Origin of the sequence: Agromyces neolithicus (genome assembly GCF_039529735.1) — a bacterium.
GTDB lineage: Bacteria > Actinomycetota > Actinomycetes > Actinomycetales > Microbacteriaceae > Agromyces > Agromyces neolithicus.
The window spans coordinates 383,792-398,299 of record NZ_BAAANJ010000004.1 but is presented as its reverse complement, the minus strand read 5'-3'; the positions used below and the strand labels follow the sequence as shown (position 1 = coordinate 398,299).

Sequence of the window (14,508 nt, the reverse complement as noted above, 5' to 3'; positions counted from 1 at the left end):
CTAGAACGAGCGGATGCCCCGTGGGGCAAGTGCGTCGTCACGAAGCCCCGAAGCGAAACGGGTGGGCGGATGTCTCGCATCCGCCCACCCGTCGCACGTGTCAGGCTCGGTCAGCCCGCGGTCACCTTCATAATCTGAAGAGCCTGGATTACTACAAGTTGGCGATATTCATAATCTGCGAGGACCGTTCTCTGAGAAACCGCAACTACTCACGCGCGTGGTTCGGTATAGTTAGACCTATACAAGATCGAAAGGAGGAGGCAGTTGTCGACACACATTCGCGACACCCGAACCCGGCGAGGCCTGACGATCTACGACTTGGCTGACTTGCTGGGCGTCACCGCCGGGGCTGTTTCCCAGATGGAGCGATCCGAGCGCGACGACTCCATCCGCATTTCGACTTTGAAGCGGGCGCTCAAGGCGATGGGAGCCGAATTGTCGACCGGCACGGCCGACGCACCGATGGACGCCAGGCACCTGATGACGGCCCGCGCCGCGGCGGGCTACATCGCCGCTGAACTTGCCATCGACGACGAGAACGCTGCGCTTCGGATTGCCGTGCAAGCGATCGAGCACTTCCGGCGCGCTCGCACACGTGAGGAGATTCGCGACTTCCTGCGGGTGCCGGCGTCCACCGGAGATGACCGGTGGGACACGCTGTTGGCTACTGCGATCGCGTGGGACGCGAAGCGTCGCGGAATCCGAGCGCCGTCGTGGACGTGGAAGCCGCCGCTTGCGACGGAGTGGTTGCCGGCGACGCCGGGCCAACCCGCGGAACGGTACCTCGAGATGATCCGCCAGAGCGCGGAGCCTGAGTTCCTAGAGAAGGGCATCCTGATGCGAGATCGGGATCTCGCCGTTGCCTGACGAGCATGGTCCGTTGTTCAGCGCGGACGAGATTCGAGAACTGCTTTCCGACCTTGGGGATCGCGTCGCTGCCCGCCACGAGCACGTCGACGCGTATATCGTCGGCGGCGCAGCGATCGCGATCATCCTCGGTTCCCGGCGGTCTACCGAGGATATCGATGGGCTGTTCTCGAACGTAAGCCTCGTACTCGAGATCGCCGATGAGATGGCGCACGAGCGCGGAATCCCACAACACTGGTTGAACTCTCGCATCGAGCCGTTCATGCCGACCGGGGTATCGACGGCTGACACTGAGGCGGAGTCGATCACATTGGGTGGGTTGACGGTCAGGCTGGCGTCACCGCGTTGGCTGCTCGCGATGAAGATGGCTGCTGGTCGGTTGAAGGATCGGGAAGACATCGTCGACCTCATCCGGCTCCTCGATATCCACTCGGCCGACGAGATCGTCGATTGGACATTCAAGGTGCACGGGGCGGAGTCGGTGATCCTCACCGACTCACATGAGTCCGTGTACTGGCAGGCAGAGGAGATGTTGCGCCTCGCCTGGCGCGACCCTGGCGCGTGAGTTCCGCTCAGAGGTTGCGCCCGATGTCCCACAACCGGTCGGGTCGCCCGTCGAGCGCCTCCGACACCGCGAGTGCCTGGTCGTCTGAGAGCGACGCCACGTAGTCGATGACGCCGCGGCCCACGCCGAGCCGACGAACGTCGGCGGTGTCGGGGATCGGCACACCCTCGGGTCGCGTCTCACGGATCCGGGCGTAGCCGTGGGTCGCGATCTCGACGAGCTCCTTGAGGCGCTGCGGCACGCGGTCGCGATCGTGCTCGTCGGTCGCCCAGGCGCTGAGCCCCTTCACCGCCCGGGCGAGCACCCGGCTGAGCCCGCGCTGGTACATGACGATGTCGGCCCGGTCGAGGATGAAGTGCCGGTGCACGAACTTCAGAATCTCGACCTCGTGCCATGCGCGCACATCGAGGGTCACGAGCCCGGTGCGCACGACGTCGGGCGGCGCCGGAACCACCGACGACTGCAGATGGCTGATCCACCGGTTCGTGAACGACGACAGCGCCCGCTCCGACGCGATCGACCCGTCGAACGGTGACGCGAGCAGCCCGTCGACGAGATCGTCGGCGACTCCGTGCACGGCGTCGGCGAATGCGTCGTCGTCGGCGATCCACGGGTCGCTGCGGAACAGCTTGCGACGCAGGCCCTCGAGTGCGCTCCCCGGCGGCGCCGCGCGCGCCGCGAGCGCCTCGTCGTCGAGTTCGCGCAGGCCGGCGCCGTCTTCCATCCATCCCCGGAACTCGCGCGCGACCGCGCCCTGGCTGAGCACGCCGGCGCGGTAGAAGTCGTCGACGTCGTGGATCGAATACGCGATGTCGTCGGCGATGTCCATGATCGAGCATTCCAGCGACTGTTGCAGCGGCGGATGTCCCGACCGCGCCTGCTCGAGATCGTGGGCATCGATGCCGTACGCCGAGTACTTCAGCGCCTCGGCGCCCTCGGCCGTGCGCCGCATGCCACGTGGCACCGGCCCGTCGCCGAGCGCATCGCCGTCGATGTACCGCGTCCACGGGTATTTCGCGACCGCGGTGCGCACTGCAGCAGTGAGGTTGAGGCCTCTGGGCGCCGCCTCGCTCACATCGAGCGCGGTGAGGATGCGGTAGCTCTGCGCGTTGCCCTCGAAGCCGTCGACGAGCCCGAGCGTCTCGCGTGCGAGGCGGTCGAGCACGCGCTCGCCGAGGTGCCCGAACGGCGGGTGCCCGAGGTCGTGGGCGCTCGCCGCGGCCTGCACGACGACCGCGTCGCAGCCGTGCCCGAGTGCGAACGCGCGGGTCGGTGATGCGGCATCCGTCAGTTTCACGGCGATCGCGCGCGAGACCGCCGTCACCTTGATCGAGTGCGTCAGCCGGTTGTGGATCAACGGGCCCGCGCCCGGCTGTGCGATCACCTGCGTGACGGCCGACAGCCGCGAGAAGTACGGCGAGAACCTGATGCGCTCGAGGTCGAGCCGGAACTGCGAGTGCTCACCGGTGACCTCGGCACTGCTGCGCGGCTCGGGAACTCGGCGTGACGCCCGCTCGATCGACATACGCCCAATCTATGCCGCGGGTCGCAGTCGCGGCCCTCGCACCGCACGCCGAGATGCTGCGGAAGAATTAACTGGGACATCTGACCCACTCTTGTTACGCTGCTCGGCGTGATGACGCACCCCCGACGACCGGTGCTCGTCGGTATCGCGCTCGCAGTACTCCTCGCCCTCGGCAGCACTCGCGGTCACGAGCGTCGACGCGGTGCGCGCCATGCTCACCGCGTTCACCGATCAGGCCGAGCGCGCCGACCGCGAGGTGATCTTCCGCAGCTGGAGCGTCGGCGTCGGCGCCGTCGGCGACATGCACACGAACGCCGACTCGTACCATGCCGTGCTCGACGGCATCGACTCCGACCGGCTCATCGTCTCGACGAAGTACACGCTCGGCGACTTCTACAGCCACCTGCCGCTCAACGACACCCTCGAGGTGGGCGACCAGCGCCGCATCGTCGAGTTCCAGAGCCGGCGCGAGTTCGAGAACTTCGGCGCGTTCCCCAACGACCTCGGCGTGCTCTACCGGCAGGCGCTGGCGCGGTTCATCGCCGCCAATCCGAACGTCGAGGGCATCTGGACCTGGACCCAGGACGGCGGCCCCTGGCGCGCCGGCCCACTCTCACTCGAGCTGAAGACCGGCTTCTGGCAGCTGTACGAGCTCAACACCGAGCTCGCGGTGCGGCTCGCCCGCGACCCCGACGCCGATCCGGCCGCGATCACCGCCGACTGGGCGAGGCGCTGGTTCTCGGATGACCCTGCCACGGTTCGGGCGATCGGCGAGGCCATGGCACAGTCGCGCGAGGCGATCACCGACGGGCTGTACATCGGCCCGTTCGCCGACCGGCGAGTCTTCGCGATCGGACTCGAGCCGCCGCCCATGATGTGGATCTTCGAATGGGACATCGTCACCGGCGACAGCGCCGTGCTCGACGTCATCTACGAGATCAGCCGAGGCGAACTCGACGAGGCGATCGCGGGCGGCGACCGCGCGCTCGCCGCGGTCGACCGCATGCGCGCATCGATCGAGTCGACGGATGCGGCGACCTGGCGTGATGCCGGGCTGCGCACGATGTTCCTCGACACCCTCGAGTACCAGGCGAGCACCTACGACATGCTCGGCGACTATCGCGAGATGTTCCTGCGACAGGCGCAGTGGCACGACACCCGCGATCCGGCCGCCCACGAGCAGTGGGATTCCGCGCGGCGCGCGTTCGAGGCATCCGCTGCCGCACACGAGGCGGCCTACGCCGGCGACCCGTACTACCCGGCCTACAACCTGACGGCCGCCGAGCTCGGCGTCGAGCGCGCTGAGCGCGACCTGCCCATGGCGTGGGCCGCGCGCATCCTGCTCGTGTTGCTCGCGGGGTGGCTGGTCTACGGCGTGCTCGCCGCACGCAGCGGTTCCCGACACCGCGGCGCCGGCGCTGCCCGCGCGCTGTGGGTGGCCGGCGCGAGGCCGTGGCGCGCCGTTGAGGTCACCGCGGGATTGGGGCGACTCGATCGGGTGCTCGTCGTCGCGGTGCCCGCACTCGTGCTGGTCGCCAGTCGCGGCATCCAGACCTGGTTCCTCGCGCCGGCGCACCTGTTCGTGACGCTCGGGTCGTGGCTCGTCTTCGTGCTCGTCGTGCTGGTGGCGCTGCGGTTGTTCGGCCGGCGGTCGGCCTGGCCCGTGCTCGCCGCGATCGGCGGCGCCGTGTCGCTGCGCGTCGGCCTGCTGCTCGCAGTGCTCGCGCCCACCGGGCCCGGCGGCTACTGGTTCGGCTTCTGGACCGACCCGCTCGCCCGATCGCTCTACCTGACTGTCGCGTTCGCCGCGTTCGGCTGGGTCGTCGTCGCCGCAGCGTGGGCGCTCGCGACGCAGATCGGCGGTCGTCGCGCCACGGGTGTCGTCATCGCCGGCATCGGCATCGTGCTCGCCGCATTCGGCGCGCTCATCGGCACGATCGGCCTCGAGGCCGTGCTCACCGCCTGGAACGACCAGATGGCCCTGCTGCCGTGGGGGCTCTCGCGCATTCTCGGCATCACGGTCTACCTCGACGTTCCGGCCGATACAGCCTGGTACGCCGCAGGGGCGGGAGCGGTGCTCGCGATCGCGGGCACCGCTCTCACCCTGCCGTGGAGGCGACGCTAGCCGGCGTAGCTTCCGTCGTCGCGCCCCGCCGCCTTCAGCTCCTTGCCGTGCACCGTCAGCGCGAAGATCACGAGCACGTCGAGGGTGATCACGATGAGCGACCACCAGGGCTGCGCCGGGATGAGGAACAGTTGCCCGATCGCGCTGAGGATCGCGAGGATGATCGCGATGACGCGCGCCCACGTCGCACCCGTGAACAGGGCGATGGCCACGAGGATGAGCACGACGCCGATGATCAGGTTCCACCACCCCCACCCCTGCACGTCGAAGAGGAACAGCTCGCCCTCGACGATGAAATAGGCGTTGTCGGGCTGAAGCAGGGCGATGAACCCCCGGATCGCATCGAAGATCCCGGCCATCAGCAGGACGATGGCGGCGAACCAGCCCCATCCGACCCAACCGGTCACTTGGGTGTCACTCATGTGGAACAACTCCCTTGCAGATTGTCGATGTGCGGGCTCGGTCGGGCCGCGCACGGATGGTGCTGACCGTGACCCTATGCACGAGGGTGGCGGTTGTCATCACGCAGGTCGCGTGATTGCCGAGCGGATGCCGCTGCCCGAGTCGCGGCATCCGCTCGGTTGTGCCTCGGTTTTACTCTGCCAACCCGGTCGCATACACTTGGTGAGGTTGTTGAGTCGGCCAAGCTTCACTGCGCCCGTTTTCACGGGTCAGGTGGGCAGAAGTCGGCGAGATCTCAACCCGTGGAAGGTTCGGCGAAGCCCGGGCGTCCATAGGGCGGTGGCTCAATTGGTAGAGCAGCGGTCTCCAAAACCGCAGGTTGCAGGTTCGAGTCCTGTCCGCCCTGCGAGCCGGCGATGAATGCCGGCCCACGAAAGGTGTACGAAGTGGCGCGAAAAGTAATCGACGAGCCGAGTGAAGACGTCGTCGCCAACGCGAAGCGCGATCGCGCAGCGCGTCGGAATCCCTTTTCGCGCATCGCACTGTTCATCCGGCAGGTCATCGCTGAACTGAAGAAGGTCGTCACCCCGACCCGCAGAGAACTCTTCAGCTTCACGGTGGTGGTGCTCGTGTTCGTCATCATCATGATGGCGATCGTGTACGGGCTCGACCAACTGTTCGGGTGGCTGGTGCTGTACGTCTTCGGAACGGGCGGGGCCTGATCGGGCCTTCGGCTCGAGGTATCCGATTCGCCGCAGGCGCACGCAAGAGAAGGATTGAGACAAGTGTCAAAGATTGAGCGCGACGACGTCGACTGGGCCACTGCCGCAGAGCAGTCCGCCGAAGACGACGAGGCCCAGACGGGCAACTCGCTCGGACACGACGAGAACTCAGTCGAGCCCGCCGAGCAGCGTGCGGTGCACGTCGTCGACGACGAGGGCAACGAGGTCGACCTCGATGCCGTGCTCGACGCCATGGCCGAGTCGAACGACCCCGAGGCCGACGCCGTCATCGACGACGCCCTCGAGATCGACTCGCCCGAAGAGGCCGAGGCCGCCTTCGAAGCCGTCACCGAGGAAGAAGAAGAGACCGCCGACCCCTACGCCGAGTTCCGCGCCGAACTGCGGTTCCTGCCCGGCAAGTGGTACGTCATCCACTCCTACGCCGGCTTCGAGCGTCGCGTGAAGGCCAACATCGAGCAGCGTCGTGAGTCGATGGCCATGGCCGACCACATCTTCCAGGTCGAGGTGCCCATGGAAGACGTCGTCGAGATCAAGAACGGCCAGCGCAAGATGGTCACCCGCGTGCGCATCCCCGGCTACGTGCTCGTGCGCATGGAGCTCAACGAAGAGAGCTGGTCGGTCATCCGGCACACTCCCGGAGTGACCGGCTTCGTGGGCAACGCGCACAACCCCACGCCGCTGCGCTTCGAAGAGGCCTTCGGCATGCTGAAGAGCCTCGTCGAGATCAAAGAGGTCGCGCCCGCCAAGGGTGCCAAGGCCGGTGCCGCAGCGGGTGCCGCCCGCCAGCTTCCCGCCGAGGTCGACTTCGAGGTCGGCGAGACCATCACGATCAAAGACGGCTCGTTCGCGGGCCTTCCCGGCACGATCAGCGAGATCAAGCCCGAGAGCGGAAAGCTCACCGTGCTCGTCTCGCTGTTCGAGCGCGAGACCCCGGTCGAGCTCAGCTTCGACCAGGTCACGAAGCTTTAGTTCCGGCGGTCGAGTAGGCGCGCCAGCGCCGTATCGAGGCCCACTCACGAGGTCTCGATACGCTGCGCTACTCGACCGGCGGCTTTCCGTTATCATTGACAGGTTGTGCGCTCGCGCACGAACCCCAATCCACCGCATCCCGGATCCGCCGGGCCTGCGGGAGAGTGCCCGCCAGGGCGTTCGATCAGAAAGAGAGAAATCATGGCACCGAAGAAGAAGGTCACTGGTCTGATCAAGCTTCAGATCAAGGCCGGCGCCGCCAACCCGGCCCCGCCCATCGGCCCGGCCCTGGGTCAGCACGGCGTGAACATCATGGAGTTCTGCAAGGCCTACAACGCGGCGACCGAGGCCCAGCGCGGCAACGTCATCCCCGTCGAGATCACGGTCTACGAAGACCGTTCGTTCACCTTCATCCTGAAGACCCCGCCCGCCGCCGAGCTCATCAAGAAGGCCGCCGGCGTCGCAAAGGGCTCGGGCGTCCCGCACACCACCAAGGTCGGCAAGCTGACCCAGGCGCAGGTGCGCGAGATCGCCGAGGCGAAGATGGTCGACCTCAACGCGAACGACCTCGACGCCGCGTCGAAGATCATCGCGGGCACCGCTCGCTCGATGGGCATCACGGTCGAATAAGACCGGTTCCGCTGGTCTCGACACGGCGCTGGCGCGCCTGCTCGACCGGCGGAGTGCAGATGCCTCGCACGAGACATCCGCTCACCAGAACTCAGACTCGTGGCAGCGCCCGCCAGGCGCAGATGACCACACTCTCTCAAGGAGAACCAACATGGCACAGAAGTCCAAGGCCTACCGCGCCGCGGCCGAGAAGATCGAAGACGGCAAGTACTACACCCCGACCGAGGCCGTCGCGCTCGCCAAGCAGACCGGCTCGGCGAAGTTCGACTCGACCGTCGAGGTCGCGCTGAAGCTCGGCGTCGACCCCCGCAAGGCCGACCAGATGGTGCGCGGCACCGTCATCCTGCCGCACGGCACCGGCAAGACCGCCCGCGTCATCGTGTTCGCCACCGGCCCCGCGGCCGAGGCCGCAATCGCTGCCGGCGCCGACGAGGTCGGCGGCGCCGAGCTCATCGAGAAGGTCGCCGGCGGGTACACCGCGTTCGACTCGGCGGTCTCGACCCCCGAGCTCATGGGCCAGGTCGGCCGACTCGGCAAGGTGCTCGGCCCCCGCGGCCTCATGCCCAACCCGAAGACCGGCACCGTGACCCCGAACGTGGGCCAGGCTGTCTCCGACATCAAGGGCGGCAAGATCGAGTTCCGTGTCGACAAGCACGCCAACGTGCACTTCGTCGTCGGCAAGGCGTCGTTCTCGAACGAGCAGCTCGAGGAGAACACCAAGGCCGCGCTCGAAGAGGTGCTGCGTCTCAAGCCGGCGAGCTCGAAGGGCCGTTACATCCAGAAGGGCGCCGTGTCGACCACGTTCGGCCCCGGCATCCCGCTGGACGTCAACGCCATCTGACACTCGTCGGTCGAGCGGTGGATCGAGTAGGCGTGCAACGCCGTATCGAGATCTAGCCGCGCAGCGACGTATGTAGACCACTACGAAGGGCTCGCCGGTTCGCCGGCGGGCCCTTCGTCATGCTTCTCCCGGCGTGGGAGCAAGGATCGGCGTCGGGAGCAGAGTTCGAGGGTTGCTCCCGCTGCCGATGATTGCTCCCACACGGCACGCCGCGCACGGGGCCGTCTGCTGGCCCTTGCGGTGGCCGACGACTCGGCGGTACCGTTCCCGCACGAGCGCCGGCACCGACCCCGCCAGGGGAACGACCGGCGGAGGAGCGACATGACCTCGTCCAGCGCACTCGATGCGGGCCGCGCGGCGGCGGCCGATCGGCGCTGGGCCGACGCGTACGAGCGCTTGGCCGGCGTCGACGCGAGCGACGGGCTCGGGGCATCCGAGCTCGACCTGCTCGCGACGGTCGCGCTGCTCCGCGGCGAGCCGCAGGCCTCGGTCGACGCGCTGACGCGGGCGTACGAGGCGCACCTCGCGGCTGACGACACCGCGGGTGCCGCGCACTCGGCGGGCTGGCTCGCCCTCAACCTGATCGAACTCGGGGACTTCACGCGCTCGGTCGCGTGGGCGGCGCGAGCGATGCGACTCGCTGGCAACATGGCGGAGCCGGGGGCGCTGGCCGGGTTCGTTCGGTTGGCGCCGGCGGTCGCGCAGCTCGGCAGCGGGAATCCGGCCGAGGCGAGGCTGGAGTTCGAGCAGGTGCTCGCGATCGCTGAGCGCCACGGCGACCGCGAACTCGCCGCGATCACCCGGATCGGTCTCGGCAAGGCGCTGATCGAGGTCGATGCCATTGCCGAGGGGTTCGAGTGCTTCGACGCGCTCATGACCGCGGTCGCGGCCGGCGAGGTGGAGCCCGTGCCGACGGGCGTCGTCTCATGCGCGGTGATCTCCGACGCGATCATGGCGTTCGACCTGGAGCGTGCCACCGAGTGGACGCGCGTACTCGATCGATGGTGCCGCGATCAACCCGAGCTGGTCACCTTCAGCGGGCAGCGGCATGCGCTTGATGCCTGTCTGCTGCTGCTGCGCGGCGCATGGGCCGAGGCGTCGACTGCCGCCGAACTCGCACTGTCGCGCTTCCGCACGGGAGACTATCGCGCCGTCTACGGTGCCCCGTACTACCACGCCGAGCTCGCGCGGCTGCGCGGTGCGTTCCACTCCGCCGAGGAGTCGTATCGGCGGGCCGGCGAGTCGGGATGGGAGCCGCAGCCGGGACTCTCGTTGCTGCATCTCGCTGCCGGGAGAACCGATCGCGCACAGGAGGAGATCCGACGCAGCGTCGCGGGCGCCGACCCGTTCACGCGCAGGTTCCTGCTGCCGGCGGTGGTCGAGATCGAGGTAGCGGCGGGCGACCTCGGCGCGGCACGCCATGCTGTCGACGAGCTCCGCGAGGCGGGCAGGTCGACGCCGACCCCGATGCTCGCCGCGACCGTGGCCGCAGCGGAGGGGCGCGTGCTGCTCGCCGAGGGCAACCCCGCGGCGGCGCTCGACGCCGCGCACGCCGCGGCCGACGCATGGAAGGCCCTCGCCGCCCCGTACGAACGCGCGCGGAGCGTCGTGTCGGCTGGGCGAGCGCTGCTGGAGCTCGGCGATCGCGACGCCGCTCTCGCGGAGTTCAAGGGTGCACGCGAGGTCTTCGTCGCGCTCGGCGCCGCCCCCGCGCTCGCCGAGCTCGAGGACCTGATGGGAGATCGTCGCGCCGGGGTGCTCACGCCGCGCGAGGTCGAGGTGCTGCGCCTCGTGTCGACCGGGCTCACCAATCGCGCGATCGGCACGAGGCTCTCGCTCAGCGAGAAGACCGTGGCACGCCACATCGCCAACATCTTCGGCAAGCTCGAGCTCTCGTCGCGTGCCGCGGCCACGGCGTACGCCTACGAGAACGGGCTCGTCTGACCGGTGGCGGCCGCGGGTGGACTTCAGTACGTGACGCGGAATCCGTGCTCGCCGGTCGGATCGAGATCGCTCGCGCTCATCGTGGTAACACTCGCCCCGGGCGGCCCCTCGTCGAACCAGCCGAGCATGGCGTCGATCGCCTGAGGCTCGCCCTCGATCTCGGCTTCGACGGCGCCGTCGGAGCGATTGCGCACCCACCCGGAGACACCGAGCCGCTGCGCCTCGACGCGGGCGCTGAACCGGAAGCCGATGCCCTGCACCTGGCCGTGCACGACGACGTGCCTGCGGATCACGTCCATGCGGCAACGATATGCCCGCTCAGCCCCCGGGCGCGAGCGCCGCGCACGAGATGCGGCTGCGCGGCGATATACCGCGCAGCCGCATCCGATCGATGACCGCTACCGCGGGGCGGGGCTCGTCGCGTCGTCGGCGGTGCCCACGGCCGAGACCGAGCCCGTGCGCAACCGGATCTCGTTCGCCACGGCGACGGCGTCGCCCTCGGGCGCGTCGGACTTGCGGTCGGGCCGGGCGAGCAGCAGGTACGCGAGGCCGGTCACGAGCACGACCACGAGGCCGATGAGCACGATCCAGTCGGTGACGAAGTTGCCAGACGTGCCCGGCGTGGCGAGCAGGACCATCGCGAATATGCCGTACACGAGGGCGGCGACGTTCACGGTGAAGCCCCAGCGCCCGAGACTGAACGGACCGGCCGGCTTCCAGCCGCGCAACCGCTGACGCAGCGACGCGAGCACGACCATCTGGAAGGCGACGTAGATGCCGAGCACCGCGAACGCCGTGACCGGCACGAGCAGGTCGGCGTTCAGCCACACGAGCACGGCGATGAGCGCGGGCACGGTGCAGGCCACGATGAGGGCGTTGGTGGGCACCTTGCTCCTCACGGAGACCTTGGCGAGCCAGCGGTGCCCCGGGATCATGCCGTCGCGGGCGAACGAGAACAGCAGTCGGCTCGCGGCGGCCTGCAGGCTGAGCACGCATGAGAGGAACGCGGTGATCGCCACGAGGAGGAACACCTTCGCGCCGACCGGCCCGAGCGTCGACTCGAGGATCGCGGGGATCGGATCGGCGTCTTCGCCTGAGACGATCGCCTGCAGGTCGGGAGCTGCGAGCACGTAGCCGCCGAATGAGAACAGCGCCGAGACTCCGCCGACGAGGATCGTGAGGATCATGGCTTTCGGGATGCGCCGCGCGGGGTTCTCGACCTCTTCGGCGACGTCGCCGCAGGCCTCGAAGCCGTAGAACAGGAACAGGCCGGCCAGCGCCGCACCGACGAACGCGGTGAGGTAGCTGCCGTCGCCCTCGACGCCCATGGTGTCGAAGAAGATGCCGAAGTCCTGCTTGCGCTGGAAGATCAGCAGGTAGAGCCCCAGCCCGATCACGCCGATGAGCTCGGCGGCGAGACCGATGCGGGCGACGCGTGCGAGCCACTTGGTGCCCGTCAGGTTGATGGCGAGGGCGATCACCAGCAGGCCGAGCGTGAGCCACAGCGTCGTGGCGGGGGTCGCCTCGAGGCCCAGGAGACTGGCGGCGAAGCCCGAGCCGAACTCGGCGACGGCGGTGATCGTGACGATCATCGCCCAGATGTAGACCCATGCGGCCATCCACGCGTATCGCCTGCCCCAGAGGCGGCGCGCCCAGGGGTAGATGCCTCCGTGGATCGGGTACTGCGACACGACTTCGCCGAACACGAGTGAGACCAGCAGCTGTCCGGCGCCGACGATCACGATCCACCAGATCGAGGGCGGCCCGCCGACCGTCAGCGCCAGCGCGAACAGCGAGTAGACGCCGACGAGGGGTGAGAGGTACGTGAAGCCGAGGGCGAAGTTCGCCCACAGGCTCATGGAGCGGTTGAATGAGTCCTCGTAGCCGAGGACGCTCAGGTGTTCACCGTCGCCGAGTTCACTCGGCTTGGCAGGTTCGACTGGCATGGTGCCCTTTCGATCGTCGTTGATCTCGCGCTCCCCACCCGAGCGCACGGTGAGCGTCAGCATAGTGAATCATTCAGGTGTAAAGCTATAGCTCCGAATGATTAACCCGCCCGACCCGTCGGATGACGCCGCTCCGGGACCGTGCAAGGATGCCCGCATGGGGACCGTCACCGACTACCTGGCCGCACGCGAAGGTGAGAACCAGAAGGCACTCGAGCACGTCATCGCCGTCGCACGCGAGCTCGTGCCCGACGCCACCGAGGGCGAGAGCTACGGTATGCCCGCCTTGCTGCACCGCGGCAAAGCCTTCGTCGCGGCGATGGAGGCGAAGCAGCATCTCGGGCTCTACCCCTTCAGCGGGCAGATACTGCAGGGGTTCGCCGACGAGCTCGGGGACTTCACTTGGTCGCCCGGCGCGGTCCAGTTCACCGCCGAGCACCCGATACCCGACGACCTGCTGCGCCGCATCCTCGGCGAGCGGATCGCCCGGATCGACGCGCAACTCGACAGGAAGCGGCGCTGATCCCAGCGCCGATCTACACAGATCTACCCATTCGGCCCGACGACCAAGATGCATGGTTCGGTCGACGCGAGCGAGCGGATGTCGCGCCTAGCGTTCAGGCATGGACATCCCGCTGCTTGCCGGCACGATCTCGACCGTGGTCTTCGCGGTCAGCAATCTGCCGATGCTGCGCAAGGCACTGCGCACGAGGGATGTCTCGTCGTACAGCCTCCCGAGCATGTTGATGATCAACGCGGCGAACGCGGTGTACTCGCTCTACGTGTTCAGCCTGCCGATCGGCCCGATCTGGACCCTGCATACGTTCTACCTCGTGTCGTGCGGCATCATGCTCGTGCTCTGCGTGCGGGCGCGCCGCACCTCGACGGGCAGCAAGGCGCGCTCACGCGGGAGCCGCCGAGACGCCGAGCCCGGCGCAGATCAGCTCGGCGAGCGCTCGAAGGTCGGGGCCGGCGTCGTCGTCTGAATCGCCGTGGTCGGCATGCGGGCGGATCGAGAGGATCGCCACCCACGCGGCGGCGGCGGCCTGGACCGCGCGCGCGGCGATGGGGGAGCGCACGCTGCCGCGCAGCACGCGCTCGACGATGCCCTGCACCTGCTGCCGGTACTCGCGCAGCTTCGCCCGCACGTCGGGGTGGGTACGCTGCTCGCGCCAGACGATGACGCCGAGCACCGCCGACTCGGCCTGAACGTCGGCGAGCGCCTTCGAGAGGTTGAGCAAGGCGGCGACGGGGTCACCGGGCTCGACCAGCGCACTCGGGTCGATGGGCCCGAGGTCGAGTCGCTCGGTCACGAGCGCGCGCAGCAGATCGTGCTTCGTCGGGAAGTAGTAGAACAGCAGCCCCTTGGGCACCCCCGCCGACTTGGAGATGCTCGAGGTGGGCGTGGCGTCGAACCCGCGCTCGGCGAACAGGCGCTCGGCGGCGTCGAGGATGCGCTCGCGCGTGGCGGGTGGCGCGGTCATGGACTGCTCTCGTGAACGATAAGGGGGACGGCAGCGTCCCCGCCGTCCCCGGTGATCAATGGTGCGGTCAGTGGGTGACCGCGTCGTGATGCGCCTTCATGCTCGGGCGGATGGCGAGGGCGGCGACGATGACGGCGACTGCTCCGCCGATCCACGACATCCAGGCGGGACCGAAGGTCATCGCGTCTGCGTATGCGCCGATCCATGGCGAGACGATCAGCAGCAGCCCGAGGGCACCCTGCACGTACTCCATGGCGACCATGCCCGGCATCGCGAGGTTCACGACGCCTGAGATCACGAGCAGCACGCCGAGCGTGACCATGAGCGCGACCGATGAACCCATCGGGGCCATCAGCAAGCCAGACACGGCCACGACGATGCCGACGGCGATCGCCACCCAGTCCTCCCAGCGTGTCCATTTCTTCATCGAACCAACCTCCTCCGGATCGGGAGCACCCCTGTTCGGG

At 68.3% G+C, this 14,508-nt stretch carries 16 protein-coding genes and 1 tRNA gene; 11 read left to right on the top strand and 6 right to left on the bottom strand.

Going from position 1 to position 14,508, the window contains the following annotated elements:
• Nucleotides 1-264: 264 nt before the first annotated feature.
• Entirely contained in the window at nucleotides 265-867 is a 603-nt protein-coding gene (locus ABD164_RS07330; RefSeq protein ID WP_344294970.1) for a helix-turn-helix domain-containing protein, read from the top strand.
• Nucleotides 868-880: 13 nt separating this feature from the next.
• On the top strand, nucleotides 881-1,432 hold the full coding sequence (locus ABD164_RS07325; protein ID WP_344294968.1) for a DUF6036 family nucleotidyltransferase: 552 nt from the start codon (nucleotides 881-883) through the stop codon (nucleotides 1,430-1,432).
• 7 nt (nucleotides 1,433-1,439) lie between these two features.
• On the opposite strand, the gene dgt is transcribed toward ABD164_RS07325, so the two are convergent.
• Nucleotides 1,440-2,957 carry a dGTP triphosphohydrolase gene (dgt, locus tag ABD164_RS07320; protein ID WP_344294966.1) on the bottom strand — a complete coding sequence of 506 codons (1,518 nt, stop codon included), beginning with the start codon at nucleotides 2,955-2,957 and terminating at the stop codon, nucleotides 1,440-1,442.
• Between the two features lie 202 nt (nucleotides 2,958-3,159).
• On the opposite strand from dgt, the gene ABD164_RS07315 reads away from it, so the two are divergent.
• The gene (locus ABD164_RS07315; protein ID WP_344294964.1) at nucleotides 3,160-5,082 is read left to right on the top strand and encodes a hypothetical protein; all 1,923 of its coding nucleotides are present in this window, start codon (nucleotides 3,160-3,162) and stop codon (nucleotides 5,080-5,082) included.
• On the opposite strand, the gene ABD164_RS07310 is transcribed toward ABD164_RS07315, so the two are convergent.
• Nucleotides 5,079-5,504, bottom strand: coding sequence for a DUF7144 family membrane protein (locus ABD164_RS07310; RefSeq protein ID WP_344294962.1), 426 nt, complete (start codon nucleotides 5,502-5,504; stop codon nucleotides 5,079-5,081). The two genes, ABD164_RS07315 and ABD164_RS07310, sit on opposite strands and share 4 nt — an antisense overlap.
• A 313-nt stretch (nucleotides 5,505-5,817) precedes the next feature.
• Here ABD164_RS07310 and ABD164_RS07305 point away from each other — a divergent pair.
• From ABD164_RS07305 to ABD164_RS07280, 6 genes are all read left to right on the top strand, one after another.
• Nucleotides 5,818-5,890 (top strand) — tRNA-Trp (locus tag ABD164_RS07305).
• Nucleotides 5,891-5,930: 40 nt separating this feature from the next.
• On the top strand, nucleotides 5,931-6,206 hold the full coding sequence (gene secE, locus ABD164_RS07300; protein WP_344294960.1) for a preprotein translocase subunit SecE: 276 nt from the start codon (nucleotides 5,931-5,933) through the stop codon (nucleotides 6,204-6,206).
• A 63-nt stretch (nucleotides 6,207-6,269) separates the two neighbouring features.
• Nucleotides 6,270-7,196 carry a transcription termination/antitermination protein NusG gene (nusG, locus tag ABD164_RS07295; RefSeq protein ID WP_344294958.1) on the top strand — a complete coding sequence of 309 codons (927 nt, stop codon included), beginning with the start codon at nucleotides 6,270-6,272 and terminating at the stop codon, nucleotides 7,194-7,196.
• 201 nt (nucleotides 7,197-7,397) lie between these two features.
• A complete protein-coding gene (gene rplK, locus ABD164_RS07290) occupies nucleotides 7,398-7,826 on the top strand; it encodes a 50S ribosomal protein L11 (RefSeq protein ID WP_232498213.1) in 429 nt (142 codons plus the stop codon).
• A gap of 151 nt (nucleotides 7,827-7,977) precedes the next feature.
• Nucleotides 7,978-8,667 carry a 50S ribosomal protein L1 gene (gene rplA, locus ABD164_RS07285; protein ID WP_344294955.1) on the top strand — a complete coding sequence of 230 codons (690 nt, stop codon included), beginning with the start codon at nucleotides 7,978-7,980 and terminating at the stop codon, nucleotides 8,665-8,667.
• Between the two features lie 321 nt (nucleotides 8,668-8,988).
• Nucleotides 8,989-10,611 (top strand): helix-turn-helix transcriptional regulator, encoded by a 1,623-nt coding sequence (locus tag ABD164_RS07280; RefSeq protein ID WP_344294953.1) that lies wholly within the window; start codon nucleotides 8,989-8,991, stop codon nucleotides 10,609-10,611.
• Between the two features lie 23 nt (nucleotides 10,612-10,634).
• Here ABD164_RS07280 and ABD164_RS07275 read toward each other — a convergent pair whose 3' ends face one another.
• Entirely contained in the window at nucleotides 10,635-10,910 is a 276-nt protein-coding gene (locus ABD164_RS07275) for an acylphosphatase (protein ID WP_344294951.1), read from the bottom strand.
• A 99-nt stretch (nucleotides 10,911-11,009) separates the two neighbouring features.
• A complete protein-coding gene (locus tag ABD164_RS07270) occupies nucleotides 11,010-12,620 on the bottom strand; it encodes an APC family permease (protein ID WP_344294949.1) in 1,611 nt (536 codons plus the stop codon).
• Nucleotides 12,621-12,714: 94 nt separating this feature from the next.
• Between ABD164_RS07270 and ABD164_RS07265 the strand changes: the two genes are divergently transcribed.
• Nucleotides 12,715-13,080, top strand: coding sequence for an iron chaperone (locus ABD164_RS07265; protein ID WP_344294947.1), 366 nt, complete (start codon nucleotides 12,715-12,717; stop codon nucleotides 13,078-13,080).
• Between the two features lie 100 nt (nucleotides 13,081-13,180).
• A complete protein-coding gene (locus tag ABD164_RS07260) occupies nucleotides 13,181-13,543 on the top strand; it encodes a hypothetical protein (RefSeq protein WP_344294945.1) in 363 nt (120 codons plus the stop codon).
• On the opposite strand, the gene ABD164_RS07255 is transcribed toward ABD164_RS07260, so the two are convergent.
• Together ABD164_RS07255 and ABD164_RS07250 are read right to left on the bottom strand one after the other, a co-directional pair.
• Nucleotides 13,460-14,041, bottom strand: coding sequence for a TetR/AcrR family transcriptional regulator (locus ABD164_RS07255; RefSeq protein WP_344294943.1), 582 nt, complete (start codon nucleotides 14,039-14,041; stop codon nucleotides 13,460-13,462). The two genes, ABD164_RS07260 and ABD164_RS07255, sit on opposite strands and share 84 nt — an antisense overlap.
• A gap of 67 nt (nucleotides 14,042-14,108) precedes the next feature.
• Nucleotides 14,109-14,468, bottom strand: coding sequence for an SPW repeat domain-containing protein (locus tag ABD164_RS07250; RefSeq protein WP_344294941.1), 360 nt, complete (start codon nucleotides 14,466-14,468; stop codon nucleotides 14,109-14,111).
• Nucleotides 14,469-14,508: the final 40 nt, after the last annotated feature.